Annotated in this window: 23 protein-coding genes; 1 reads left to right on the top strand and 22 read right to left on the bottom strand. The window is 41.9% G+C overall.

Going from position 1 to position 26,574, the window contains the following annotated elements:
- Positions 1-3: 3 nt before the first annotated feature.
- Complete coding sequence (locus D081_RS01055; RefSeq protein WP_085022283.1) at positions 4-747, bottom strand: methylenetetrahydrofolate reductase; 744 nt, start codon at positions 745-747, stop codon at positions 4-6.
- Between the two features lie 27 nt (positions 748-774).
- The gene (locus tag D081_RS01060) at positions 775-2,442 is read right to left on the bottom strand and encodes a formate--tetrahydrofolate ligase (RefSeq protein ID WP_085022284.1); all 1,668 of its coding nucleotides are present in this window, start codon (positions 2,440-2,442) and stop codon (positions 775-777) included.
- Between the two features lie 220 nt (positions 2,443-2,662).
- On the opposite strand from D081_RS01060, the gene D081_RS01065 reads away from it, so the two are divergent.
- Positions 2,663-2,854, top strand: a complete 192-nt coding sequence (locus D081_RS01065; RefSeq protein WP_085022285.1) for a hypothetical protein — start codon at positions 2,663-2,665, stop codon at positions 2,852-2,854.
- A 103-nt stretch (positions 2,855-2,957) separates the two neighbouring features.
- Here the strand turns inward: D081_RS01065 and folD are convergent, their stop codons facing one another.
- From folD to D081_RS01165, 20 genes are all read right to left on the bottom strand, one after another.
- Positions 2,958-3,821, bottom strand: coding sequence for a bifunctional methylenetetrahydrofolate dehydrogenase/methenyltetrahydrofolate cyclohydrolase FolD (folD, locus tag D081_RS01070; RefSeq protein WP_085022286.1), 864 nt, complete (start codon positions 3,819-3,821; stop codon positions 2,958-2,960).
- Between the two features lie 12 nt (positions 3,822-3,833).
- Complete coding sequence (locus D081_RS01075) at positions 3,834-4,709, bottom strand: 4-hydroxybenzoate octaprenyltransferase (protein WP_233127377.1); 876 nt, start codon at positions 4,707-4,709, stop codon at positions 3,834-3,836.
- A complete protein-coding gene (locus D081_RS01080; protein WP_085022288.1) occupies positions 4,702-6,162 on the bottom strand; it encodes a menaquinone biosynthesis decarboxylase in 1,461 nt (486 codons plus the stop codon). Before D081_RS01080 ends, D081_RS01075 begins: the two co-directional genes overlap by 8 nt.
- A gap of 10 nt (positions 6,163-6,172) precedes the next feature.
- Complete coding sequence (gene tatC, locus D081_RS01085) at positions 6,173-7,015, bottom strand: twin-arginine translocase subunit TatC (RefSeq protein WP_233127378.1); 843 nt, start codon at positions 7,013-7,015, stop codon at positions 6,173-6,175.
- Positions 7,015-7,218 (bottom strand): twin-arginine translocase TatA/TatE family subunit, encoded by a 204-nt coding sequence (tatA, locus tag D081_RS01090; protein WP_085022289.1) that lies wholly within the window; start codon positions 7,216-7,218, stop codon positions 7,015-7,017. The genes tatC and tatA overlap by 1 nt, the downstream gene beginning before the upstream one ends.
- Positions 7,219-7,437: 219 nt before the next feature.
- The gene (locus tag D081_RS01095; protein WP_085022290.1) at positions 7,438-7,857 is read right to left on the bottom strand and encodes a VanZ family protein; all 420 of its coding nucleotides are present in this window, start codon (positions 7,855-7,857) and stop codon (positions 7,438-7,440) included.
- Positions 7,858-7,914: 57 nt separating this feature from the next.
- Entirely contained in the window at positions 7,915-9,231 is a 1,317-nt protein-coding gene (locus D081_RS01100; protein WP_085022291.1) for a sugar phosphate nucleotidyltransferase, read from the bottom strand.
- Positions 9,232-9,257: 26 nt separating this feature from the next.
- Entirely contained in the window at positions 9,258-10,202 is a 945-nt protein-coding gene (locus tag D081_RS01105; RefSeq protein WP_085022292.1) for a GDP-L-fucose synthase, read from the bottom strand.
- Complete coding sequence (gmd, locus tag D081_RS01110; protein ID WP_085022293.1) at positions 10,199-11,281, bottom strand: GDP-mannose 4,6-dehydratase; 1,083 nt, start codon at positions 11,279-11,281, stop codon at positions 10,199-10,201. Before gmd ends, D081_RS01105 begins: the two co-directional genes overlap by 4 nt.
- 171 nt (positions 11,282-11,452) lie before the next feature.
- Complete coding sequence (locus D081_RS01115; RefSeq protein ID WP_158087516.1) at positions 11,453-12,283, bottom strand: AraC family transcriptional regulator; 831 nt, start codon at positions 12,281-12,283, stop codon at positions 11,453-11,455.
- A gap of 13 nt (positions 12,284-12,296) precedes the next feature.
- Positions 12,297-12,623: a type II toxin-antitoxin system RelE/ParE family toxin gene (locus D081_RS01120; RefSeq protein ID WP_085022295.1), complete on the bottom strand. Its 327-nt coding sequence runs from the start codon at positions 12,621-12,623 to the stop codon at positions 12,297-12,299.
- Entirely contained in the window at positions 12,620-12,883 is a 264-nt protein-coding gene (locus D081_RS01125; protein WP_085022296.1) for a type II toxin-antitoxin system prevent-host-death family antitoxin, read from the bottom strand. Before D081_RS01125 ends, D081_RS01120 begins: the two co-directional genes overlap by 4 nt.
- A gap of 529 nt (positions 12,884-13,412) precedes the next feature.
- On the bottom strand, positions 13,413-17,519 hold the full coding sequence (locus tag D081_RS01130) for a hypothetical protein (protein WP_085022297.1): 4,107 nt from the start codon (positions 17,517-17,519) through the stop codon (positions 13,413-13,415).
- A gap of 91 nt (positions 17,520-17,610) precedes the next feature.
- Positions 17,611-17,868, bottom strand: a complete 258-nt coding sequence (locus tag D081_RS01135; protein ID WP_085022298.1) for a hypothetical protein — start codon at positions 17,866-17,868, stop codon at positions 17,611-17,613.
- Positions 17,869-18,128: 260 nt separating this feature from the next.
- Positions 18,129-18,911 carry a D-glycero-beta-D-manno-heptose 1,7-bisphosphate 7-phosphatase gene (locus D081_RS01140; protein WP_233127379.1) on the bottom strand — a complete coding sequence of 261 codons (783 nt, stop codon included), beginning with the start codon at positions 18,909-18,911 and terminating at the stop codon, positions 18,129-18,131.
- Between the two features lie 364 nt (positions 18,912-19,275).
- On the bottom strand, positions 19,276-20,313 hold the full coding sequence (locus D081_RS01145) for a virulence RhuM family protein (protein WP_085022300.1): 1,038 nt from the start codon (positions 20,311-20,313) through the stop codon (positions 19,276-19,278).
- Between the two features lie 433 nt (positions 20,314-20,746).
- Positions 20,747-21,853: a hypothetical protein gene (locus D081_RS01150; protein WP_085022301.1), complete on the bottom strand. Its 1,107-nt coding sequence runs from the start codon at positions 21,851-21,853 to the stop codon at positions 20,747-20,749.
- Between the two features lie 20 nt (positions 21,854-21,873).
- On the bottom strand, positions 21,874-23,322 hold the full coding sequence (locus D081_RS01155) for an SEFIR domain-containing protein (RefSeq protein WP_085022302.1): 1,449 nt from the start codon (positions 23,320-23,322) through the stop codon (positions 21,874-21,876).
- 736 nt (positions 23,323-24,058) lie between these two features.
- Positions 24,059-25,114 (bottom strand): ATP-binding protein, encoded by a 1,056-nt coding sequence (locus D081_RS01160; RefSeq protein WP_085022303.1) that lies wholly within the window; start codon positions 25,112-25,114, stop codon positions 24,059-24,061.
- Positions 25,115-25,651: 537 nt separating this feature from the next.
- On the bottom strand, positions 25,652-26,392 hold the full coding sequence (locus tag D081_RS01165; RefSeq protein WP_085022405.1) for a type II toxin-antitoxin system PemK/MazF family toxin: 741 nt from the start codon (positions 26,390-26,392) through the stop codon (positions 25,652-25,654).
- Positions 26,393-26,574 lie beyond the last annotated feature (182 nt).

Raw genomic sequence — 26,574 nt, forward strand, 5'->3', positions numbered from 1 at the left:
CACTTAACCCAAAACACCCTGGAGATATGCCTCCAGATTGCTCTTTATTGGCATGAGATACAGATTGGCATCCCGTTCCTTGGCGAACTGCAAAGCCTTTCTGGAGAACTCAATGCTCCATTCCAGGGTAGGCTGGAAGCCCTTTGGGAAAATCACATTATTTTTAAGCTCCCAATAGCTCTGGGAACGCTCAGACATGACCGGAGAAACACCCCAATACACATTCTGCCCCTCCAGCATATCTGCATACATTTCCATGAAGCGGATATCAAAGAACGGCTGGGTAAAGAAGCCTACTGCGCCGGCCTGAAGCTTGCGCTGAATGCGGTACAGCTCCTGACGCATACTGCCCCGATACTGGTCAATGCCCGCATAAACCTTTACCTCCGGCATCTCCTGATGAAATTTGGAAATAACATCAGTGGTAACCGTCGGATAAAATTTATGGCTCATATCCTGAGGCGGGTCACCCTCTATAACCAGCACCTCCGTAATACCGCTCTGGCGCAGCTCCGGACGCATGGACAGAGGCTGGGTAAGGTCCACATCAATTGCCCTGATGTGAGGCATCACTGCTGGAAAATACTCCTGGGCAATGGCCGCCCCCTGCCAGCTCCGCATATCAAATCGCAGCAGATCAGGAATATTTATCAGCTCCACCCCTGGAGCGTTGTCTTTAACAATCTGCAAATCATCCCGCAGCCCCTCTTCGCTGCGGGGAATCAGTTCAACGGAAATTCTCCCCAATTATTTCACTTCTTTTCAACTATATATTTAGAATAAACCGGTAATCTTACCGTTTACATCTATATCCATATTCTCAGCAGCTGGCTTCTTAGGCAGACCCGGCATAGTGAGGATATCCCCCGTAAGGGCTACGATAAAGCCGGCACCGGCGGAAACCCGCAGCTCTCTGACAGTAATCTTGAAGCCCTTTGGGCGGCCCAGCTTGGACGGATCATCAGACAGGGAATACTGAGTCTTGGCCATACATACTGGCATTCTGTCCAGTCCCAGGGCCTCAATCTCCTTCAGCTGCTTTAAGGCAGGACCTGTAAATATTACGCCGTCACCGCCATATACCCGCTTAACGATGGCTTCAATCTTTTCAGGAATAAACTGCTCCACCTCATAGGCGAAATTAAACTCGTTTGGCTTCTCAGTGGCCGCCAAAACCTTTTCAGCCAGGGCAATACCGCCCTCGCCGCCCTTGGCCCAAACCTCGGACAGGGCAACCTCAGCCCCCAGCTCGTTACACTTCTTCTCAACAAAGTCCAGCTCTTCCTTGGTGTCTGTAGGGAAAGCGTTAATTGCCACCACTGCAGGCAAACCAAAGGCCTGAACGGTCTCAATATGCTTAACCAGATTTTCCATACCCTTTTCCAGAGATGGCATATGAACCTTGTCCAGCTCAGTCTTGGCCAGACCACCATGCATCTTCAAGGCACGAACTGTAGCCACAATAACCACAGCTGATGGCTTAAGACCGGCAAAGCGGCACTTGATATCCAGGAACTTCTCGGCACCAAGGTCAGCACCGAAGCCGGCCTCAGTAACCACAATATCAGCGAATTTAAGAGCGAATTTGGTTGCCATGACGGAGTTACAGCCATGGGCAATATTTGCGAAAGGACCACCATGAATAAATGCAGGTGTACCCTCAAGAGTCTGAACCAGATTTGGCTTAATGGCATCCTTGAAAAGCAGGGCCAGAGCACCGGTTACATTCAACTCATCAGCCCGTACAGCCCGGCCATCCATGGTATAAGCTACCACAATGCGGCCCAGACGCTTCTTCATATCCTCCAAATCAGTGGCCAAGCACAAAATAGCCATCATTTCGGAGGCAACAGTGATGTCAAAGCCGGTTTCCCGTGGTACACCATGAGCCTTGCCCCCCATGCCGATAACCACATGGCGGAGAGCGCGGTCATTCAAATCCAGTACCCGCTTCCAGGCCACACGACGAACATCGATGTTCAGGGCATTACCCTGCTGAATGTGATTATCCAATACAGCAGCCAACAGATTGTGGGCTGTGGTAATAGCATGGAAATCTCCGGTGAAGTGTAAATTAATATCCTCCATTGGAACCACCTGGGCATAACCGCCACCGGCAGCACCACCCTTTAAGCCAAAGCATGGGCCAAGGGAAGGCTCACGAAGTGCCACGGCCACATTCTTGCCCATCTTATGAAAGGCATCTGCCAAGCCAACGCTGGTAGTGGTCTTTCCTTCACCGGCTGGTGTAGGATTAATTGCGGTAACCAAAATCAGCTTGCCATCCTCGTTGTCCTCAACCTTATTCCAGGCATCAAGGGATATTTTGGCCTTGTATTTTCCATACATTTCCAAGTCATCTTCCGCAATGTTAAGTGACTTGGCAACCTGGGCGATATGCTGCATTTTAGCTTCCTGGGCAATCTCTACATCAGTTTTCATTTAGCATCCTCCTAAAATCCAATCCAATTGTCGCTCATATTTACTTTATATATAACATATATACCGTATAATTATACTACAAACCCCAACCCCTGCCAACAATGAATAGCATGGTAATTTCTCCAATATTTTCACATCAGCCCTTTTTATAAAACGAAAAATGTATTATAATTTAAGATAATATTAGTGATTAATGATAACCTACAGAGGGCGTGATAATATGAGTATTGAATTAAAACTGATGGAATCCTATAACGAAGGTATGTCCAAGGGCATCATTCAGGGTGAGAATGCGGCTAACCGTCGCACCGCCATGCGTATGTTGCGGGCTGAGGAACCTATTGAAAAGATTCTTAAGTATACCAGTCTTACTGAAGAGGAGATTCAGGTATTGGTAGGCCAGGTCAAATAAGCTTTGGCTTGTATTACAATTTAATCAGCATAATAAAAAGGCTCTTTACGGAGGTCAATCACCTCTGCAAGGAGCCTTTTGTTGTGTCATTTTTTATTATTATTCATTTACTGAGCTGCAGCTCGGCGGCATCCACCGTATTCTGCATAAGCATGGCAATGGTCAGCAGACCAACACCACCCGGAACCGGTGTAATGGCCCCGGCCACTTCCTTAACGGCCTCAAAGTCCACATCCCCCACCAGCTTTTTCGGAGCGATGCGGTTGATGCCCACATCAATGACGGTGGCACCCGGCTTTATCATGTCAGCAGTAACAAACCTAGGCTTGCCCACGGCAGCTACCACGATATCAGCGTCCTTTACCACCTCAGCCAGATTTTTGGTACGGGAATGACAGATGGTAACGGTGGCATTGCGTCCAAGAAGCAGATGCAGCATTGGCTTGCCTACAATATTACTGCGGCCGATAACCACCGCCTTGGCCCCCTCCATTGGAATATCCGCCAATTCCAGCATGCGGATACAGCCATGGGGAGTGCATGGAACCAATGCCTTCTGGCCAGTAACAAGGCGGCCCACATTAACTGGATGGAAGCCGTCCACGTCCTTCAATGGATCAATGGCCTCCAGCACCTCGGACTCATAAGGCTGCAAGGCCTTAGGCAGAGGCAGCTGTACCAATATACCATGGATTTTCGGGTCATTGTTCAGACGGCTGATTTCAGCCAGCAGCTCTTCTCTGGTGGTATTCTCGGGCATTTCAACGCCCTCGGAATAAAAGCCCAGCTCAGTGCAGGCCTTATGCTTATTCCGTACATAAACCTGAGAAGCAGGATTTTCCCCTACGATAATTACTGCCAAGCCGGGAGTAACACCGTACTTCTCCTTTATCTCTGCTGCCTTTTTGCCAGCCTCCTCACGGATTTTTGCGGCAAAAACCTTGCCTTCCAACAATCTAGCCGTCATACATACATCCCCTTACTTCAAATAAACACTGGCCAAGGTGAAAAAGAACATGGCCACTGATACTATACCATTACGCATATAATACTCCCTGGTAAAGGCCCCAAAGCCTTTAACGGAAATCAGGCGGTGCTGATAATACAGGACAGCCGCTGAAACAGCCACTCCCACGTAGTACACCGCTCCCAGATTAAAGAGCGTACCCAGATAGATAAAGACACCAAGACAAACCACATGGGTCACCTTGGCCAGCAGCAGGGCATTTTTCGCCCCCAGGGCCGTAGCCATGGAATGAAGGCCATGAGCCTTGTCAAATTCCTCATCCTGGGCCCCATATACCACATCAAAGCCCCCTATCCAAAGGGCTACTGCGATAAACAAAACAATCATGGGCCAGTCAATGGTTCCCGTAACAGCCACCCAGCCTCCGGCCGGAGCCATGGCCACTGCTATGCCGCACACATAATGACAGAAGCAGGTTATACGCTTCATATACGGATAAAGCACAAAGGGCAGCGCCGCTATTGGCAGGAGCTTAATGCAGATAGGATTGAGCTGCAATACGGAAAAAATCAATACTGCAAAACACAGTACAATCAGCAGATAAACGTCCTTCTTGTTAAGCCGGCCGGCCACCATTGGCCGTCCCTTAAACCGGGGCTGGTCCACATCATATTTAAGGTCAATGAGATTATCCAAGGCCAACGCGGCACTGCGGGCCGCCACAATGGTCAGGGTAATCCATACCATCACCATAATATCCGGCTGTCCCTCTGCCGCCAGAAAAGCCGCCATATAGGCAAAGGGCAGGGAAAACACGGTCTGATAGAACGCCACATTGTTCAGATGGGCATCTATCTTCTCCCAAAAACTATTCCTACTATCAGTCAAGACCAAGCTCCTTCCACTTTGCATCAACCATATCCTTAATATCCTGACTCATAACAATTTCATCAGGCCACTCCCGGGTATGGCCTTCCTCCGGCCAGGTCTTGGTGGCATCGATACCCACCTTGGTACCCCATTTTGCCATAGGAGAAGAATGGTCCAGAACATCCAACGGGCCTTCCACCATGACCAGATCCCGCTTGGCATCGATATTGTTGAACACCCGCCACCATACTTCCTTTGGATTCTGCACGTCCACATGGGCATCCACCACAATAATCATCTTGATGAACATCATCTGTCCCATACCCCACAGGGCATTCATAACCTTCTTGGCCTGCATCGGATATGTCTTCTTGATGGACACGAAAATGCAGTCATGGAAAACGCCCTCGAGAGGCATATTAACATCAATAATCTCCGGAATAACCTGCTGCAGCAGTGGCAGGAAAATACGCTCCGTAGCCTTGGCCAGGAAGCAGTCCTCCATTGGCGGCTTGCCCACAATGGTAGACGGATAAATAGGATTCTTTCTATGGGTAATACAGGTTATATGGAATACAGGATAATAATCTGCAAGGGAGTAATAACCGGTATGGTCACCAAATGGACCCTCCCAACGGGTCTCATCCACATCCACATAGCCCTCCAGAATAATCTCAGCATGGGCCGGTACCTCCACATCAACGGTCTTGCACTTGACCATTTCCACGCTCTTATGGCGCAGGAAGCCGGCAAATACCATCTCGTCAATATCCCTTGGCAACGGAGCTGTAGCCGCATAAGTTACCACCGGATCCGTGCCGATAGCCACAGCCACCTCCATGCGCTGGGCCCCCTGGGCCTTGGTATCCCGATAGTTGTCTGCACCATTCTTGTGAATATGCCAATGCATACCAGTAGTATTGCTGTCATACTTCTGCAGACGATACATACCTACGTTGCGCTTGCCGGTATTAGGATTCTTGGTAAAAATCAGCGGCAGGGTAATAAAGCGGCCGCCATCCTGAGGCCAGCACTTCAAAATAGGGAACTTGTCCAGAGATGGATTATCGGTAATGACAACTTCCTGGCAAGGGGCCTTTTTCACATACTTAGGGAAATTAATAGCACCCTTGGCTGTTGGAATAATACTAAGCAAATCCATTTTGTGGGCAACAGAAATATACGGCAGACGCAAAATCTCCCGCAATTCATCCCCAATATCATCCAGTTTTTCCACACCAAAGGCAATGGCCATGCGCTCCATGCTGCCAAAGGCATTCATAAGAACCGGCATATCGTAGCCCTTTACATTCTCAAAGAGCAGGGCCACATTCTTCTTGCCTTCCATCTTGGAAACCCGGTCTGTTATCTCCGTAATCTCCAGCTCACAATCCACTTCTGTCTTTATACGCTTCAGTAAGCCCCGGCTCTCCAGTTCAGCTATAAACTCCCGTAAATCCTTAAAAGCCATGCTTAGCCTCCTACTTTCTCAATACAAATCTAACTACCAAATAACTAAGTCCATAAAGGGCCGTCAACGGCAGCGCCAGGGTAATCTGGGAGATTATATCCGGCGGTGTCAGCAGGGCACCAATAATGAAGGACACAAAAAATACATACCTGAAATACTTCTGAAGCTGCTTCGATGTAACAATTCCCAAGGCCGCCAAAATAATTATTATCAGCGGCAGCTCGAAGGCCAGTCCAAAAGGCAACAGGAATGTAATAATAAAATCAAGATACTTTTCTACAGAAAAGAGTGGTGACAGGTCATCGGAGCCCATGCCCATAAAGAACTTGATACCGATTGGCACTATCATAAAAAACGAAAAGGCCAGACCTATGTAGAACAATAGAATGGAGCTTGGCACCATGATTCCCAGCACCATCCGCTCCCGTCTGGTAAAGGCCGGCACAAAAAAACGCCAGATTTCATAAAAGACCACAGGAGTGGCCAATAAAAATCCGGAAAACAGTACCACCTTGGCATAGGAAAAGAATGCCTCCCCGGGGTGCATGAAATACAACTTGCCCGCCGGCTGCAGCAAAAATTCCATTATTTTCTCGTCAAAGGCATAAGTGATACAGCTGCCCACAAGAATGGCTATCACACAGCGAATCAGCCTTTTGCGAAGCTCTGTCAGATGCTCCAGAATGGACATATTGTCATCGTCCGAAATTTCCTCAGCATCATTTTCCACAGAATCTTCTGTATCAGCCTCTTCTATGTTTTTAGCCTCAATAGCCTCTTCCCCGGGATCGGCCATGCCTTCCCGTTCAGCCATATCCTCAGGCCTTACCTCAGAATTCTCCTCAGCTGCCATTATTTATCTTCCTTACCTGGCTCATCCAGCTCAGCCTTTGCCTCAATAGTGTTCTTGTCCTCACTGTCACTCTGGGCAGACTTAAACTCCTTGATGCTCTTGCCAAAAGCCTTGCCAATATCCGGCAGCTTGCCAGGGCCAAAGATAACCAGACCAATAATTAAAATCAAAATAAGTTCAGGAACGCCAAATCCACCAAACATAAGATATCCTCCGTATACTCAACATAAAATTTCATCTTAAATTATAACGCAATTGTTCCAATTTTCCCATACATAATGGGAAAATATTCCGCTTAGCGTTTCAACGAGGTGCTCATGCACCGAGTTATACATAGGTACGGTAAAAATCTCAATAGCGCACACAATACAAAAAAAGTTCGGAGCAATGCCGAAATCTCAGCAAACTCCGAACCCTATTCCCTAGCCCAGCCGGCTATCCATCCTTATAAATCTGGCAACAACATAGCCCAGGACTGCCCCCACATCATTGAGCAGGATGTCCTCAATATCACAGTGGCGTCCTGCCACCAGTGGTTTTGTACCCTCGTCAAATACCGAGAATACAACGGCCAGTACCAGCGCCACCCATAGCTTCCGACCGGCCAAAATCTGCCAGCCACAAAGCAGCAACACCAGAACAAAATACAACACCCCATGAGCAGCCTTTCTCACGATACCATGTAGGAACTCCGTATCTACACCCAACAACTGGGCCAGCCAGGCAGTAAATCCATGACTGGTATTAAAGGTATCCGGGCCATTCTGGTGGGAGAGGAAAAACATCAGTCCCAGCCATAATATAGACAATACACACCAGGTTATTTTTTTCGAAAACAGCATTATATAGTAGATCCTTTCTGTAAAGAGCTTTTAATCACTCACTATAGTCTACTATATTTAAAGCTCCAATTCAAACTTTTGCTTGTCATCCACACTGATATCTTCGCCTATCTGCACCTCAACAAGCTTTAACTCACTGTCCGCAAAAACGGTGTGGCGGCAACCGGCAGCCATGGAAATTACATCACCGGTCTTGACCTTTTGTTCCATGCCATCCACAAAGGTCCGTCCTGTTCCTTCAATAACCACCCACACTTCATCGCGGTTCTTATGGCTGTGGTAATTCATGGAATGCCCGGCATTGAGGGTCACCTTGATGGTCATGGAACCAGTTTCTACATCCAGTACCTTGTAGCTGCCCCAAGATTTTTCCGCAAACATCACCTGCTGCTGAAACTTTTCCACAAAAGGCTTAATATAGGAGCTCTGCTCCTTATCTGAAACCAGAATTCCCTCCGGAGATGCGGAAATAACCACATCATGAAGCCCCATGGCCAGAACCGGCACATCCATCTCATTTACAATATGCACGTCGGAGCATGTCTCGTTCAAAATTCCACTGCCAATTACCGGCTCCTCCATGGCCTCAGTGAGAGTATTCCAGGTTCCCAGATCTTTCCACTGGCCCTTGAAGCGCTGCACCTGAATTTTATCTTCATTCTCCACCACTGCATAATCAAAGGATATCTTTTTCAGGCTGTCATACTTGGAATACAGATCATAGTAATCCTCAAAATCTATCAGCCTGTGAGCAATATCCATGACATATTGCAGCTTGTAAGCAAAAACGCCACCATTCCAAAGAGCCCCCTGCTCAATGTACTGCTGCGCCACTTCCTTACTTGGCTTTTCTTTAAAGGTAGACACCATGGAAGTAGCGTCGGAAGAGGTTGGAATAATATAACCATATTTTTCTGAAGGATAAGTTGGCTCAATACCCATGAGAACCAGATTTGCCTCACCCTTATCCGCCTGCTGGGACAAGCCCTTTAAGGCCTCGAAATAATCATCCTCCACATACGGATCCACTGGACATACCACAACGGATTCCTCAGGACTTACCTTAAGAACATCCACCAAATAGGCTGTAGCCAGAGCAATGGCCGGGAAGGTATCCCGGCGGCATGGCTCCACAGAAATCCCTACATTTTCACCAAGCTGATTATTAATGGCTGAAACCTGGGTTTTGCTGGTGGCAATGGTAACAGTAGCATCAGAATCCACCTTTTTGATCTGACGGTACACACGCTGCACCATGGATTCGTAGCTTCCATCTTCCTGCTTAAAAATCTTAATAAACTGCTTGCTTCTAATATCATTGGAAAGTGGCCACAGACGCTTGCCGGAGCCACCGGATAATAAAATAATATTCATAGAGTCTTCAATACCTTCATTTACTGTTAACGCTCAGCCCGCATTGGATTTTCCAGGAAATCCTTGTAGGCCAATCTTATGCCGTCTTCCAGCTCGGTCTTATATTTCCAGCCCAGTTTCTCTGCCTTGGATACATCCAGCAGCTTGCGCGGTGTACCATTAGGACGGGAGGTATCCCACAGGATTTCCCCTTCATAACCAACCACCTTGGCTACCAATTCAGTCAGCTCCTTGATGGTCAGTTCCTTACCGGTACCGGCATTTACAGTTTCATCACCACTGTAGTTGTTCATCAAAAATACGCAGAGGTTGGCCAAATCATCCACATATAGGAACTCTCTCAATGGAGAGCCATCTCCCCAGCAGGTAACGCTCTTCAAACCAGCTTCCTTTGCTTCATGGAAGCGACGGATAAGAGCCGGCAGCACATGGCTATGCTCCGAATGATAATTGTCATTCGGTCCGTAAAGATTAGTTGGCATTACAGAAATATAGTCAGTGCCATACTGCTTGTTCAGAAACTCGCAGTATTTCAAGCCGGAAATCTTGGCCAAGGCATAGGCCTCATTGGTCTTTTCCAGCTCAGAGGTCAGCAGACAGCTTTCCGGCATAGGCTGAGGTGCCATGCGGGGATAAATACAGGAGGAACCCAAAAATTCCAGCTTCTTGCAGCCATTTTTCCAGGCGGAATTAATGACATTCATCTCAAGAATCATGTTATCGTACATGAAATCAGCCAATGCCTCGGAGTTGGCCACAATACCGCCTACCTTGGCAGCCGCCAAAAAGACGTACTCTGGCTTTTCCTCCGCAAAGAACTTTTCCACCTGCTCCTGACGGCACAGATCCAATTCTTTGTGGGTTCTTGTAATAATATTGGTGTAACCCTGGCGCTCCAGCTCACGGACAATGGCAGAGCCTACCATGCCACGATGACCAGCTACATATATCTTTGCGTTCTTTTCCATCATTTTACAACACCCTTTTCCAGAAATTCCGCCAAATTAACATGTTCCTTCAGACGCTCTGCAGCAACCTTTTCCATATCGTGCTTAACCATAATCTCTACCAGCTCTTCAAAGGTGGTCTTGGTAGGATTCCAGCCCAGCTCATTCTTGGCCTTGGTTGGATCACCCCAAAGATTAACCACATCTGTTGGACGGTAGAAATCAGGACTAACCTCAATAACCACCTTGCCGGTAGCCTTGTCGATACCTTTTTCATCCATGCCCTCACCAGTAAATTCCAGCTCAATACCGGCATGATGGAAGGCCAGCTGGCAGAACTCACGGACAGAGTGCTGTACGCCGGTGGCAATAACGAAATCCTCCGGAGTATCATGCTGCAAAATCAGCCACATGCACTCAACATAATCCTTGGCATAGCCCCAATCCCGCAGGCTGTCCAGATTGCCAAGGAACAGCTTTTCCTGCTTGCCCTGGGCAATACGTGCTGCCGCCAAGGTAATCTTTCTGGTAACGAAGGTCTCACCACGGCGCTCGGACTCGTGATTAAAGAGAATACCGGAGCAGCAGAACATATTGTAGGCCTCGCGGTATTCCTTGGTAATCCAGAAACCATACTGCTTGGCTACTGCATAAGGGGAATATGGATGGAACGGAGTCTTCTCGTTCTGAGGAACCTCCTCCACCTTGCCATAAAGCTCAGAGGTAGAAGCCTGGTAAATGCGGCAGGTATCCTTCAGACCGCACAGACGAACTGCTTCCAAAATACGCAGTACACCGGTAGCATCCACATCAGCGGTAAACTCAGGAGCATCAAAGGACACCTGAACATGGCTCTGGGCCGCCAGATTATAGATTTCGTCCGGGCGAACAGTGCTGATAACCGCCATCAAGCCCATGGAATCACCCATATCACCATAATGAAGGTGGAAATTAGGCTTGCCCTCCAAATGGGCAATACGCTCACGATAATCGACAGAAGAACGGCGGATAATGCCATGAACATCATAGCCCTTCTCCAACAAAAACTCTGCCAAATATGAACCATCCTGGCCGGTTACACCGGTAATCAATGCTTTTTTCATTATTTATCCTCCAAAGTTATAATTAAAAATCTCTCTGCCGAAACAGAGAGACCTACACACAATGCAAGCAGCCCTCTTCGGCTACATCGCATATTCTTTCATATTATACCTGCAAATTGAAGTCAGTTTCTTGGGTAAAACTTATACAATCTTGTCTTTTTGGAAAACGAATTATTTCCAGCGTTTCCGGTATTCCCGAGGCGGGATTCCCTCCATGTCCTTAAAAACTCTGGACAGATACTGCTCTGTGGAAAAGCCGGTCTGCTTGGCTATCTCTGCCAATGTATCATTGGTAAACCGCAGCAGCTCCTTTACCTTGCGAATCCGCACCACCGACAAATACTTTATAGGTGAGGTTCCCGTGGCACGGCTAAAGACATGAGCCAAGTAAGTCTTCTCCATAAAAAACTCCTTGGACATACTTTCCAGAGTAATAGACTCCATATAGTGGTTCTCCATATACAGCCTGATTTTCTCCACCTTTGTATTGCCCGTAGACTTCCCTTCGTTCCAGCAGTCACGCATCACTTTTTCCAAAAGGGAAGACAACATAGTATTGATACTCATATCCCGGACATAGGAAGCCCCAGCCCCAATTTCATAAAGGGCATGCAATAAATCAATATATTGCGTGATATCTTGGGTGGCAAATACCGGCTTCCCCGACCGGTCAATAAACTTATTGTATATAGCCAGCAATGCCGGACCATCAAAATGAGCCCAATAAACCGTCCACAAATCATCACCTGTTCTGTGGGAATAAGGCTTTGAACAGTCAATAAAGGCCACATCACCACCAGCCAACTCGTATTGCTGCCCTTCAATCTCCACCATGCCGGAGCCGCTTTTTACTGCAAGCAAAAGAAAGCCCCCCAAATTACTCCGCTGAGAAGTATGGGGCTTAAGGGCTGTCAGGCTCCCCACCTCCGCCAGATGCAGCAGCGACGCCCTGGCAAAAGGAGATGGGGTGTATTGAATTCGTTTGGTTTTGACTGTTGACATGTTGTTGTACCATTCACACAACGTCCATTCTAAGAATAGACTTCCAGTTTCGTTTACCATAAAGAAATCTAACTATATGAACAGCATGGGCAGCTTCATCAATCCTGTAGAACACAAGATAATTATTCACACTAAATATCCTGATGCCCCAAGCCTTCAATACCGGTTCATCGACCGTAGCAAACTTTGCCAGCATAACAGATAATTTTTCGACTTCCTCTGTTACTTTGTCCAGCAAATCATCAGCCGCCTTTGGGTTATGCAAAATAAACTCAATATAGTCGGCCGCCTCTATAATATCTTTCTCGGCTTTTTGCGAAATAATAATACTGTAATTCATTTCTTGCGTCTCGCTTTTATATCAGACATTGCGTCAGAAAAAGCCCGCATTCTGCCTGCATCGATATCTTCCATGCCTTCATGTACGAGGTTATAAAGCTCAAACCGTCCCATAAGGGCTTCATAAGCTTCAACACTCATAACCGCCAAATCACCCTTCCCATTTTTCGTAATAAAAACAGGCTCGTTGTATTTATGGCATAAATTGGAAATTTCGTTGTAACCATTACGTAAGTCCGCACTAGATCTAATGTTAGGCATGTCCACCGCCTCCTTTTATAACAAAATTATACAATAATTTTGTTATATATTCAATCATACATTGTAAACAAAAACTTCACTACATCTAACAACAGTGTCACAACCAATAATCAGAACTCCTTTTCAGCTTTCATGAAATCCATAATATTGGCATGGATTATACCATTGCGCTTTTGCAGCAATTTATCTGTGCCCATACATATAGCGGGGATTTTAAAACCAACGCCTCCCCTACACAGGAATAACAAAAATACACCGTTATTTCAAGTTAGCAGTGTATTTGTTAATATTTCTTTAAAAAATACTACCGTAAAATGATTTAACTAGGTATCTATTTCTATAAAAAATTCCAATAGTAAATACACGTCCAGATTGAATCTATCCCCCTCCTATTCGATGATGCTATTATGACACAAACTAGGCTGGATAAAAACCGGTGATATTTTTGACTCTTACAGAAAATCTTCAAAATCAGTACACCACGTCCAAATGGCAGGTGGTAAACGCCAAATTATTCAACAAATACGAACTAAATGATATTTGGAACAATCTCTATTTTTCCCTCAATCCTATTTGCATCGTAAAGAAAATAGCCCTCTCTCCGTTGCCATATTTGTCCACCATCTCTTCCCAAAAAGAACTGTTTCTCTCCCACAACATCCCAAAAAACACTGACGCCTCTCTTAGCTATAAATAATTCTAAGAGATCTTTTCTAATTAGAAGTTCTCCATGTTTATCTCCAATAATTCTGGTATCAAATGCAGCAAGCTGGTCGTTATAGAAGAAAGCTCCATCCACCGATTTCTGATAAAGGCCTAGTGCCGAAATAATATCTCCCGTGGGAATGTAATATGATGTCGTCTCATCTTGGGAAGCATCATACTGTTCTCCCCAAATGGTATTAATTGTGGCAGGAATTGCTTTCACTTCACATTCATCAAAGTCATCTTCCAAAAACTCACTTATATACCCAGGGCTCCAAGCATACTCTCTTGAAAATAATGTATAACTGTCCCTAGTAGGATTTATTCCTGAATGTTTTCTTAGATAACCCGATGTTTGCAGAAGCTCTATTGAGACATTCTGGGAATCATCTGCAATATGCATTGCAGAAATTGCCCAAATGTGTTGTTCCCCACGTGGCAACGACAGGAAAGAATCTTCTACCCCAGGAAATTCTTTCTTACGTTCCTGATATAAATATATTGAAATCCATTCCACGCCATCTCGATCTATTCGTATAAATCTATCTGGGAAATGCTGATATATTTCATCATCACCTCGTACCCATGCGTTTATCTCTTCATCTGATGAATCAGAATCAATAAAGCGGACTTCATTCAGTACTGCTTCTTCAAATACAGGAAACATACTTCTATCATGCTTAATCTTGGTATTTAATGTAGGATCAAAATCTCTTACATATAGATTCCAGGGGCCAGAATAATCTTTTCCAATTTCGTCGTTCCAGTTTTCACCTCTTACCTTGAAATAATCGGATAGTCGCGCAAGGATGTTGTACATTGCTATCCATTCGTATTTTTTACCAATTCGCTCTACTTTTTTAAGCTGGTGTCTGTCAATATAAACTCTATCTGTATCATATTTTCCGAACAATTGGTTTGAATATCCAATTTCTTTAATTATGTATTCAAGAGCATAGTAATATACATTTTTCATATCTACACCAATAAAATCATGTAACGCTGATTGAAATACATATCTTCCAAAATCACCATACATGCCAGCCCCCTTAACATCCATGTTAAACTTCATTGAATACAACAATTTCAACATTCCACTTTCATGGTATTTTCCTTCGTCATAATCAACGACATCTGCTTGGGGTATTGGGCATGAAGAATATGGTGGCATTATTTTTTCTTTTTCAAAAAAGCCCTCTCTGTCCGGATTTTCATATATAAATCGTTCAATAATTAACCGAGCATAATCTCTTAGTAAAATATCCGGGTATACTTTTTCTTTATCAAACACCTCGGAATAAACCAAACGAGCAAGACTTTCAAATTCTCTTATCTGCGTTTGTGAACGTTTCATTACTGCACCAAAAATAATTCCATACAAACGCTGAATTATATATGGATCATTTACATTTTTAAATTTCTCCAGAACAACTGAACAAAGACTGAATCGGCCCTTTAGAACCTCAATCATCGCTTTTGAAATACGATCACGCAGAACCCTATTAGATGATGAAAGCATCCAAGTAAAAAGACTCAATAAGTATTTTACAGATGTATCAGAAAGCCCCCTCAGCTCATTCCCAGATTCTAAATAATATGCCAAGCTAATTATTCTGTCATCTTCCGTCAAATCATTTATAGCTATCGTCCACAAATAATCACGCTTACTCAACGAATATCTGTCTAGCAATTGAAAAAGACCATCCGCATTTAAAATCGAGTTTTCTTTTGTGGCACACTCAATAAAAATAGACCACAAGACACTTCTGGCAATCTTATATTTATTCATCAGTTCGACAATCTGCATCAATGAATATTGCGGATTTCTCCAAGTAAATGTTTTAAAATAAGCATCTATTATCCGTTTTCTCTCCCAACCTACCTTTATAGCATCGATTATATCTATGCATTCCTCATTGTTTTTGATAGCATACAAAGAACAAACCATGGCAAAGATAGATTCATTGCCGTAATCGGTAACATTTCCATTAGAATCAATTTTAAACAACTCTTTTAGACAATAATCCTTTAGGTTTTCTATAGAATCATATTTTTCGACAATTCTAGAGGCTCGGATATAATCTTCCAGTAAGTTATACCCAATATAGTAATATTCTTCTCCATTTCTTATATACGATATCAAAACACCAGCACGTTCACTTGCGTTAATGTATGCTACTTTATCGGCCACACCATACAGCTGCCAAGTTTCCATTCCTAACAATCTTCTTTTAGTAACATAATCCTTTTCAGATATGTCTATATATTCAAATAGTAAATCTTTTAATAGTCGATATGGTTCTTCATGACCAGTAGCCTTAGACGCCTCTTTATCAGCCTGATCCAAAACAGTTGAAATAAGAGATATCAATCCATGCTCCTCACCTGCATATGTCTGGCAAAACCATGTGATGAATAATGGATTGCACATCTCCCGCTGAAGATAAAACTCTGGCGAAGCTGGAACACCATATTTTGACAAAAATTCAAAAATTGGTTTGGGTGAATCGTCCATCAACCCCTCATGCTTGATAGATGCAATCTTCCCAGCCTTCAACTCATTCTGGACTTTGTCACTATACAGTACCTGTTCAAATCCACTTCGTAGCGACACAACCAAACGAAGATTATCATACTGCCCCATAATCGTTATAAGGCGATTTAATCCATCTACCCAAATATCCTTGTCTCGCGATTCGTTAATGGCATCAATAAATATAAACGCTCGTTCATTGCTTTCATAAGCAATCTCATCCATTGCTCCCAACAATGCGTCAAACGATTCATTGGTATCAATCTGCAGTAGTCCATTCATCATCTGCATTTCAACCGGCTCATTGGATGTAAATGTCTGACCAAGCATCAGCAAAGCATTTCTCCCTTCACTCAATTCATTCTTTGCTGATGTTGCCAATAACTGAGATTTTCCTGTCCCCATTTCCCCCGTAACAAACAATGCCTGACAACAAAGCAAACTCTTTTCAGACTGAGTTATTGCCAATCGTTCAACGCATCTTAAAATGAAATTAACGACATAAAGTTCGCTACTCAACTTATAATATTGCTCTGAGCCATGATTTTCTTTGTCTATTGCTCCTTCAATTACAGGTATTGATTCAGTCAACCTGATTAGTTCTTCTTTGCTTGCTTTTTCTACTAATTCTTTCCACTTAAGTACATCTGAAACTGAATCAATTTGCACATCTTCCAGATTCTCAATCGCAAAAATAAGATTATTTATTATTCTTTTATAATTCCCATCACATCGCCATCTAATATCTTTTAACTCTTCAACTACATCCGCCTTTTTTCTGTTTAATAATGAAATACCTTCTGCATTATGAAGAAAGAGCGCCATCTTCCGTTTTGCATCAGTATCAATGTTAAATCTGCCATTATATCTGCCCCCCAAGTTGTCTAATGACAGTTTTAGATTTAACTCAAACCAACTCTTATCAAGTTTATCTAATCCAAAATAGCAAGCAAGTATAGACGGAAACTCCAATGCTCCGTCCAAAATGCTTTGGCCGGTAATCGGAACTAAATCTATACCAGCATTCGTCAACATCTTTTCAATATCAATGTATGACTTTGTGGTAGTATTTACATCCTTATTACAGTAAAGATAAATCTTATCAAGTATTCCGCCATAATACTCTATCGCAGTTTTCATGGAAGATTTAATTTGATCATATTCAATGTTGCCATCAAAGTATTTTGCCTGAAAGCTAATCATCTCAATACCATCTTGAGAATGTACTGGTGATACTTCCACTCCAGGATGATTAGGATTAGAATGAACTACCTCATATTTATCTGCATATTTCCTGCAAAATAAAGATCGACAAAGATTTTCAAAAGCTATTCTTTTATCTGGATTTATGTCGTCAAAGTGAGTCCAAGTCAATTTGTATTGATTAGCAGAAATCATTTATAAGCCCACCTCGTATACTGTTACAATAAGCAATGGTGCATACAAATATGATTAAGTTACACCCACAAACAATACAATCGTGCATTTTTCACTTACTACCACCATATCCATCTTGTTTTGCTTGTATTAATATCTCCTCTATGCAGGCGTTCATTGACTGCTGCTGATAATCTTCAGTAATCTTTCTAGCTGCTCTACAAAAATCTGCAATCGCCTTTCGCATCTCCAAAATATATTTTTGTTGCTCAAGGTGATGTTGTTTGGCATCTTTCTCTGTTTGTAGTTCATTATGGAGACTCAATGAATTTTGATTGAAAATACTATATGGATATTGATTATAAAACATTTTTCGTCATTCCTCTTTTTCATTATGATTGACATTTACCCCTCTAATTATAAAGTTACTTGCCAAACTATTGTCATAATATTAAGCCATTTTTAATAATCTTTCACCATCATCTTACCACTATCGCATTACCAAAACAAGAGTTTGTTTTAAAAAGAATCCAACCAAAAAAACAGCCGTTAGGCTGCTTTTATCATCTCTAATCCCTACAAAAAATATCCCTAGTATAAACCTCATCCTTCACATCACCCAAACAATTTTCACACAATATACCTATCCACAAACGCCAACACAGATTCAACAGTATCTATCTGTCCGTAGTCACCATCATGGTAATCACAGCCTACGCCGTTAACCAATATGCTCTTGCACCCAGCAGCGATACCAGCCTTAATATCATTCTCACTATCTCCTACCATATATGACTGGCTTAAATCAATATTAAAGTCTGCAGCAGCCTTCAACAACATGCCTGGCTTGGGTTTCCTGCATTCACACTCAATCTTTAATTCAGGCACTTCGCCCCCATAGCCCTTATGAGGATGATGAGGACAATAATATAGCCCATCTATATAAGCCCCCTTCAGACCAAGTTCTGTCTCCAGCTTCTTATGAATAGTATCAAGAGCATCAACAGTAACCTCTCCACGAGCAATAACAGGTTGATTTGTAACCACTATACATAAGTAGCCAGAGGCATTTATCTTTTTGATTGCTTCTGCAATACCAGGAATTAATTCAAAGTCATCAACATGGCGCAAGAATCCTTTATATAGGTTAATCGTACCATCTCTATCCAAAAACACAGCCTTCTGCTTATTAGCCAATTTTTTGGCTGAAACTACACCATTTTCAAAATCTTTACATACAGCTTCAAATCGCTCAGGTGTCCCCATATCCTTTACATATTCCGGGGAATCATAACAAAATATCTTGCCGGTGCCACATAACGGCTTTAATACCTGTCTATCGAGATCAAGTTTTATTGTCTTTCCAGTTGATTCATCAACTTTACCAATCTTCTCAATATCAATATCCAACATATCGAGAGCATCAGGACTTATTACATGAAGCCCAGCATTTACTCTATTTTTGTAATACTCAGGTCTAACATCTTCTTTAGTAAGCCAAGATACTACTGCATTACTTTTATCAGCAATGATAAGACCAGAATCATAGGGATGAGAATTGGGATGAGTAAATAAAGTAACAAGCCATGCTTAACTAAGCTTTCAATCTCCCATTCCAGAATAGGTTTGTTTGCAATTTGAATTAGCGGCTTTGGAATTGATTTCTGGCACTTTTATACAAACTCTCATCAGGAAAATAAAGTTCAAATGTATATTGTCCTGAATTGATTGGAGCGGTTATATAAATAATTTTATCAATATCAAGTCTACCATGATATTACCGTTTATTCCCCTTAAGCAAAGGTATTGCCTGTTCAAGTTCTGCCATATCATCCCGGTCAGCACAAACAGCTTCCTGATGTTTGCGATTATTATCAAAGTCAGAATATATTGTTGAAACATAATCTACCATAAACTCATGAGAGTGTTTGCCGCTACCATTAAGAATTGGTATGCCATGATCTAACAGCAAACTATCAACAGTTTTTTTCCAATACTTCAATGTAAGATTTTTCCTCATTTTCACACGCAATTCAGCACTTTCAAGAAAGACAGTTACTAATCTATTTAATGAATCGAGCTCATCCTCAGTTAAGTAGTTTTTTGAAATAGTAATATCTGCTTTTCTTACTTGTTTACCTTTCCATGAAGTCAGTGCCATATTAGGTTTACTGGAGTCTGCACGCTCAACAATCAAGTCAGCAGCAGTCATCCCAGTCACACCATAAATTAATTTGTTTTGAGTTTCAGTAAAAAACTGCTGTGTTTGTTTATCATTACTGTTGTAGTCAGATGATAGTGCAAACAAGTCTTTAATTTTCTGATAGAACCTCTTTTCACTGGCTCTAATATCCCGAATGCGAGCAAGAAGTTCATCGAAATAATCTGTACGCCCATCAGGATTTTTCAGTCTATCATCATCCAACACAAATCCCTTTTGTAAATACTCTTGCAGGGTAGTATTTGCCCATTTTCTAAACTGAGCCCCCCTCGGAGAGCGAACGCGGAAACCTACAGCAAGTATCATATCTAAACTATAACACTCAACCTGCCGTTTGACCTCCCTCTCCCCTTCTTTTTGAACTATTTCCATTTTGGAAATAGTTGAATTTACATTAAGTTCACTTTCTGCATATATATTTTTTATGTGTTTGTTGACTGCTGGTATATTAACATCAAATAATTCCGCCATGGCTTTTTGTGTAGCCCACACAGTGCCATCATTTGCGTACAATTTCACATTAGCCTTACCGTCATCCGTATTATAAATTATTATATTATCTTCAATGTTATCATCAAAAAAGAAGAAAAACATAGTCCGTTCCTTTCAGTGAGATATATTTTCAAGTATTTTTATTATCCAAAATTAATATAACCAAACAATAGTTTGTTAACACAATAGTAACATATGTTTGTATAAAAGTCTATTTTTTTATACAAAGGACGCAAGCCCCCACAGTATTACAGCTGTCTTCACAAACATGTCCCAGGAAGAATCCTTAAAGTATGATGCTGTTTTGGAAAAGTATCTCCCATGGAATGTGACTCTGCCAACTGAATAATGATGCCATCACACAATGACGCAGCCTTCGGGCTGCTTTTTCTTTTGCCTGTCGGGACATATACGTGTCAAATACAATCGTTGAGATTCAACCATATCAATGAACTGTGTAAATGTTAGATATTTGTAGATATACATTTCATCCCACTCCGTATACATGCTAAACTAAACTTAGTCACAATATCTGTCATCTTATTTCTACAACGAACTCGCCAAGACCATCTATCATTTTTACATACTCTTTGAACGCGTTATAGCTATTTGTGCCGGTTATCTGCTGGCGATCATTTGGTACGATTCCCGGAATATATCCCTTAAATTTGTTCAACAGATATTCGCGAATATCCTTTGTAGCAACAATATCAATGATATCCTCTAATGGCCCTACGGATAAGATCTTAGATTTATAATTCCTTTCATTTGGAAGCCAGCAAACCCTCCACTCCTTTTGATGGGCAAATCTGTCATACTTATCAAAACACCCTCTCCAGTATATATCTTTTATCCCATCCAAAATGGATATATGAAATGAACCATCATCTGTAAACGACATTGCATTATCCGCTTCTCCCACAGCCTTTGACGATATCATAGTGATACTATGTTGATTAAGAGTATTCGGATCTACTCTGTCAAGCATTGGATGGTACCTGATATCCCCAAGTAGAACATGTCCACCTGTTCGTTTCACAGCCGAAATAACACGATGCTCAAATTCTTGCTGATCCTTGATAACAATAACTATATCGCCAAAATTATCCATATCAACTGAAGGTAATTGAACCAAGTGAATTTTATTTGATGACAACAAATGGTTTACCTTAGAGACGCGTTTTATAAACTGCTTAACTTCCCCTATTCCCATGTTTTTAATGGACGCGGCAGAAACATTCTCTCCTTGCGCATTCAAAATGTACGAAATGTTATCTTCATCAAGCAATCCATATTTGTCATAACTCTCTGCATCAATTCTGAAGAAGCAAAGTAAGTTACAATACTTATAGGCTGAGAGACGAAATCTGACATCATGGATTATATGCGTTTTAATCGAGCCAAAATAATCTGCAATATAATTTCTTGGTATCTGCGCAGCCACACCTTCTGAAAAATCTTGCTGATCTAATGGTATTTTTGTTAAAAACTCTGATATATCTTCTGCGTTCATGTGCTGAAAATATGGAATCTTGTTCTTCGATATATCCCAGAATGTGGATAACGATGATAAATATAGTTCTCCTTTCAAATAGGAGTCCATATATTTGCTATCAGTAAATCTTATCAGTGTACTCTGCATAAATCATTTTTTCCTCCAGATTAAGGAAGCGTCGCCATATCCTCGAGTTTTATCCACGTGAGAATTGAAGACGCACCATGCCAAGTGCCTTGGTAACGATAATCCTTTTCAATTACGCATTTAGATATAGCTTTTTGTAAATCTTTTACAGTTTCAACCCCAAATAAAGGCATAACTTTCTCACAGAACCTCTTTGAACATAATTTTTGCCAAATTGAATGGTTCTGATCTGCATATACGTACAAAGTAGGAAACCATGCCCCCCACCCCATCAGTTGTTCCAAATTTAAACCATTGTATACTTGATACAAGAACAAATCAGCATTGGCCATTGCCTTGGGCGTGTATATAGGCATATATGCTCTTTCGGATACAATATAATGTCCCGTAAGTGTATATTTATTAGATAAAGGCTCCGGCAATTGTGGTTTTACCCTTTCTTCTATCATTTTCGAATAAAATCTAAAATTTGTATAATCATATGGTCTGAATTCATTTCCTAACGGCAACGTTTTTAAAAAATATGTATGAACCAACAATTCATGGATATCTTTATACATATCAAAATGAAGCATATATGTAGTTGCACACACAAATAATTCCCAAATATGTAATTGAAACAAATCAAAATCGTCATTATTACATGAACTTGCCCCTAGATTAAATGTATCAACGTTGTAGAGGGTATTATACATTGTTTCAAATTCATCTGCCATTATACTTCCAAAGTTGTCATTTTCTGAAATAGCAGCAATATGATCCAAAAAAACATTTCTATACGCTTTCATTTCAGAAAAATTTTTGATGTACCGCTCTCCATCACAGTTTTCACTATAGAATTGCTTCATCGCCTCTATATATGTATCTAAAAAATCACGTACTGCCGTTTTTTTCACTTTCTCCAGATCTAGCAATGATATCCGTTTTGATGCCTCTTTTAATGCATAAATTGCATCGGGCGTTTCTTCCTTTAACCAATCCGGTTGCTTGCCTATTTGTGGTTTTTGATAAGTTGGAGCCTCAAATATTGTACGAAGTAATGCTTTATACTCCAGCTCATAATCCTTGCCGGATAAATCCCGGTATATACGTGATCTAAGATATACTGGCAAATATTCACGCCCATCATCATCACGTTCCATTACCACAGGAATAAATTTTTGTTGATCGGCATCTTCATATATTTCTGCTGAAATTATTGTTGTTTCGTCACCTACGCCACCCTTGCGCTTATCCGCCTTGCTGGCATAAAGTTTGTCTGACAATATCAATACCTTATCGATGCTATTATCGGATACGCACTGCTCCATATAAGTATACTTGCCCTGCCCATCTTTTAGGTCCCATACATCGAGCTTTACATCAACACCATCATGTCGCATTCGACTCGCCAAAGCAATTACAGTTTCCTGATATTCTTTAGATGTCCACGAATATGAGATAAAAACTTTCGGTGTTCTATCAAGCATTAACCAGCACTCCCCTTTTGTTAATATCTGAACCAACCTATTTGATATTATATATAATGATTATTAGCTCCATAATTTCCCCATTACCTAACTAACAAACACTATAATCATTATTATTTCATTTTGAAATATCTGTCACAACCAAAATACTATTTAGAATCTCTGTTCTATTAAACTATATCATACTATAGTATCATTTAGCAACCTTTAGCAGTAATTGTCAAAATATCCTATGCCCAAACAAGCACAAATAAAAAGCAGCCCGTAGACTGCGACAAAGTATAATGTTATTATTATTCAGTTGGCAGGTGAATATTACGATGGCCGGGAGCATGGCAATATGCTCCCTAGAGCCACCTTTTAGAACATATATGAATTTATAATATGCTCGAGAGAGCCATCCGTGTACAGTGGACACAGATGGCTCTCCCCAGCAGATTATAACGCCATTGTTCAAATTTTTCTTCTTTTAGAAGAAAAATCTTCCAATTAGCGTTTCAACGAGCTGGGATATATGCTCACCAGCTGTTGTAGTTTGTTTTCCCCCACCTAAAGAGGAAGGGGATATCTTAAAGCTCGTTATAATTTATGGTTAATCATTATCAGATAGCCTTTGCCTCATTGAGACATCTCCATGGATGCTAATGGTGTAAGAATTTGGTGTGATGCGATCAAGAATTGAGTCTGCAATAGCACTGCCACCAAGCTGGTCGTGCCAACCTTCTGGGCTGAACTGTTAACAGAATATGGTGGAAGACCTGCCATAGCGGCGCTCCAGAAGTATGCGTTGCTGGTTATCATCTGCGGGTATGAGCAGAAATTCATCAAGAACCAACAGCGATGCTTTTTGGTACTTTTTAAAAATCTCAAATTCCTTATGAAGGACTGATGCGTTGGCGTATTCGATGAAGAAATCTGGAAGCCGAATGTAAAGAGAATGCAAGCCATCCCTGCAAGCATCAGCTGCTATGGCATTTGCCAAGAAAGTTTTGCCAGCACCTGTGGCTCCGAGAACCAATACATTTCGCTTCTGACTTATGAAATCGCAAGTTCCAAGCCTGTTTATGAGTTCACGATTCAGCTGACGCTCCGGCAAGCAGGCAATATCACATATGCTGGCTTTAGTATATGGTAAACCAGATTTTTTCAGCAGACGTTTGATGCGATTGTTGGTTCGTGCATCGTATTCTTTGTCGATCATGGTAGTCATACGCTCATCAAAGGTCATATCTGAAAATTTATCTGGATAAGGGCATGAATAGTTCTGGCTGTCTACGCTCACATGATAGTTAAGCTGTACAGTAGCCTGTTTCCAATGTGCGTATTCATAAGGCAGTGCTGGCAAAGGCTGCAAGAACGGAGCTTCTTCCCCCAAGAATACAGATAGTCTGGATCCGTCGCGTTTCTGGAAGTGAGTTTTATTAAACTTTTCCAGAAGTTCAGCAATGGCACGGTTGAGTTCAGCTATGCTAAAGAACTTTTCGCTGCGGAGCTTGGCAATGATTTGGCTGGTCACATTTCCAACATATCCTTCGACGGCGGCCTTATCTTTTGGTGCAAGTACTCTGGCTGGCAGGATTGCCGTGTGGTAATGCTTATATGACTGGTTTACAACCGGATCCTCATGTTTCCGATTGGAAACTATTCCCGTTTCTAGATTATCCAGAATCAAGAGTCTGGCTGCACCACCAAAGAACTGAACCATATGAATATTAGTATGCAGCCCTAGCGCAATGTTCCGCTGACTCATGCCAGTCTGGAACATTTGCAGGATTTCCCGTTCTTTTGACATTGTTGATCACTCCTTTGAACATATTTGGGGTATCTCCAATGTCCATTGTACAGTGACACCAAGTGGCTCTCAACAGGAGATTCTGCTAACAGAAACGGTGGCTCCCACCATCGGAACGAGTGGCTCTCTACGTCAGATTTAGTGGCTCTATTTCGTCGTAATACTCACCAGACACACGGTTTCCTCGGACAAAAATATTCATCTGTGGTGATTCCTGTCATTTTATACTTGACAAGAGGTCATTACATATCGGTCATTTAGGGTTCGTCAGACCGGAGATTTGCCTACACCTTCCTTCAGATTCCACCTCACGATGGACACCCTTGGTGTTCAGCTGTACCATTCCCGCTATTAGGGCTGGTTAGGGACTTTCCCCCATTAAAGTGCGCCCATGCTGGGCGCACTACAAAAATAGCCTCACACCACAATGGTGCAAGGCTATTTTGTCTTAGGTGTGGGAATCCCACTGTGTCCTAAACTTAGGTGCGGGTAAACCGCTGTATTGTACTATAATAATAATCGTTTCCCCAACAAATGTCAAGAATGTCTTAAATATAGACTTGACATTTTCTCATCCATAGCATCTAAATTAGGAGTGGATAATTTCAAGCCATAAAGAATATCGTATTTATCCGTAGGATCTACGACTCTCATCTTACTTATTGTTCGTATTTGATTTAATACTACAATACTACCGTGCTTTAAAACCAAAAATTTCTTCATTGTTTTTTCCAACAAATCAATTTTAAGAACAAGCTCTTTTATCTTTTTATCCAACTCTTCACCACATGCACCATGTTCTGCAGCCTCTTCTAACAATTTAATTTCTGTTGGTATTGAGGTCCTTAAAGCAGTATATTTGCCTTTTATCATGTAAAAAAGTTCTTCACCAATATAAAGTTCTGTTGGACGTAATTTAGACACATCCTTGGTACTCTTTACCGAGGTTAACGGAGCAATCACAATATTAGGATTCATCCTATTGCTGTCAGCTAACACTACAGCATAATGCAACCCTCCCATTTCAGCTCCAATATTAAAACCAAGATTGACATTTACTATATTTCCACGTTTAAAATTTGGGAAAAAATTAGGACTAAAATCAAGCTCGTTCTCAAGATAATTTTTATAATCTCGCAGCCAATAATACAATAACGCACCCTTTTTATATCCATGCTCATCATTCAATAAAGAGTCAAATGCCGATTGATATTCCGACAATAAATCTTTTATGGCCTTTTCTAATATTTTTTTATTACTAGGATCTTTAAAATCCATTATCCGCACCCTTTCCAGCATATCATCCCATCAACAAAGAATAATCTCATCACTTCCACCTTCATATTAGCACTTTGTATAATGTAAAACAAGTGTTTTGTATTATCTTCGCTGGATTGCATAGTCGCCAATTACCTTGCTGCCGAAAAAAGTGCTACAGCCTCTAGGGTTGGTTAATACAC

The sequence above is a fragment of the Anaerovibrio sp. JC8 genome (assembly GCF_002100115.1).
Classification (GTDB): Bacteria; Bacillota; Negativicutes; order Selenomonadales; family Selenomonadaceae; genus Anaerovibrio.

What these genes read in the sequence shown, in the direction of transcription:
- D081_RS01140 (WP_233127379.1), bottom strand. Translation starts at nt 18,911, where the DNA reads ATGTTGGATATTGATATTGAGAAGATTGGTAAAGTTGATGAATCAACT.
- D081_RS01060 (WP_085022284.1), bottom strand. Translation starts at nt 2,442, where the DNA reads ATGAAAACTGATGTAGAGATTGCCCAGGAAGCTAAAATGCAGCATATC.
- D081_RS01065 (WP_085022285.1), top strand. Translation starts at nt 2,663, where the DNA reads ATGAGTATTGAATTAAAACTGATGGAATCCTATAACGAAGGTATGTCC.
- D081_RS01160 (WP_085022303.1), bottom strand. Translation starts at nt 25,114, where the DNA reads ATGTCAAAAGAACGGGAAATCCTGCAAATGTTCCAGACTGGCATGAGT.
- gmd (WP_085022293.1), bottom strand. Translation starts at nt 11,281, where the DNA reads ATGAAAAAAGCATTGATTACCGGTGTAACCGGCCAGGATGGTTCATAT.
- D081_RS01130 (WP_085022297.1), bottom strand. Translation starts at nt 17,519, where the DNA reads ATGATTTCTGCTAATCAATACAAATTGACTTGGACTCACTTTGACGAC.
- folD (WP_085022286.1), bottom strand. Translation starts at nt 3,821, where the DNA reads ATGACGGCTAGATTGTTGGAAGGCAAGGTTTTTGCCGCAAAAATCCGT.
- D081_RS01125 (WP_085022296.1), bottom strand. Translation starts at nt 12,883, where the DNA reads ATGCCTAACATTAGATCTAGTGCGGACTTACGTAATGGTTACAACGAA.
- D081_RS01095 (WP_085022290.1), bottom strand. Translation starts at nt 7,857, where the DNA reads ATGCTGTTTTCGAAAAAAATAACCTGGTGTGTATTGTCTATATTATGG.
- D081_RS01155 (WP_085022302.1), bottom strand. Translation starts at nt 23,322, where the DNA reads ATGCTTGATAGAACACCGAAAGTTTTTATCTCATATTCGTGGACATCT.
- D081_RS01105 (WP_085022292.1), bottom strand. Translation starts at nt 10,202, where the DNA reads ATGATGGAAAAGAACGCAAAGATATATGTAGCTGGTCATCGTGGCATG.
- D081_RS01115 (WP_158087516.1), bottom strand. Translation starts at nt 12,283, where the DNA reads ATGTCAACAGTCAAAACCAAACGAATTCAATACACCCCATCTCCTTTT.
- D081_RS01150 (WP_085022301.1), bottom strand. Translation starts at nt 21,853, where the DNA reads ATGCAGAGTACACTGATAAGATTTACTGATAGCAAATATATGGACTCC.
- D081_RS01165 (WP_085022405.1), bottom strand. Translation starts at nt 26,392, where the DNA reads ATGGATTTTAAAGATCCTAGTAATAAAAAAATATTAGAAAAGGCCATA.
- D081_RS01100 (WP_085022291.1), bottom strand. Translation starts at nt 9,231, where the DNA reads ATGAATATTATTTTATTATCCGGTGGCTCCGGCAAGCGTCTGTGGCCA.
- tatC (WP_233127378.1), bottom strand. Translation starts at nt 7,015, where the DNA reads ATGGCAGCTGAGGAGAATTCTGAGGTAAGGCCTGAGGATATGGCTGAA.
- D081_RS01080 (WP_085022288.1), bottom strand. Translation starts at nt 6,162, where the DNA reads ATGGCTTTTAAGGATTTACGGGAGTTTATAGCTGAACTGGAGAGCCGG.
- D081_RS01135 (WP_085022298.1), bottom strand. Translation starts at nt 17,868, where the DNA reads ATGTTTTATAATCAATATCCATATAGTATTTTCAATCAAAATTCATTG.
- D081_RS01145 (WP_085022300.1), bottom strand. Translation starts at nt 20,313, where the DNA reads ATGTTTTTCTTCTTTTTTGATGATAACATTGAAGATAATATAATAATT.
- D081_RS01120 (WP_085022295.1), bottom strand. Translation starts at nt 12,623, where the DNA reads ATGAATTACAGTATTATTATTTCGCAAAAAGCCGAGAAAGATATTATA.
- tatA (WP_085022289.1), bottom strand. Translation starts at nt 7,218, where the DNA reads ATGTTTGGTGGATTTGGCGTTCCTGAACTTATTTTGATTTTAATTATT.